The 236-nt window shown below is 41.9% G+C and carries 1 protein-coding gene; it reads right to left on the bottom strand.

Annotated features, from left to right (window positions below; translation table 11 throughout):
* Positions 1-73: 73 nt before the first annotated feature.
* The coding region (gene nrdD, locus SB658_RS27520) for an anaerobic ribonucleoside-triphosphate reductase (protein WP_410603738.1) at positions 74-236 on the bottom strand (163 nt) is incomplete at its 5' end.

Genomic DNA, 236 nt, shown 5'->3' with positions numbered 1-236 from the left:
CAGCCCGCAAAAAACACGACTGTCCGCAATCCTTCCCCATCTACTACACTATCATGAATGATGTTCATCACTTTCATTTATGCTTCACCCGATCCATCTCTTCACTACGTTTCGCACTATTCCACTTCGACATATCTCCTACAAGATAACCTGTTATACGTCGAATTCTTTCTATATTGGCCTCATCTTCATTTCCGCAGCTTGGACATTCATTACCAATAACTCCGTGATAACTG

Source organism: Bacillus sp. SIMBA_008 (assembly GCF_046535495.1).
Lineage (GTDB): Bacteria > Bacillota > Bacilli > Bacillales > Bacillaceae > Bacillus > Bacillus subtilis.
Note: the sequence above shows the minus strand (reverse complement) of the source record. Positions and strands in the feature narration are given on the sequence as shown.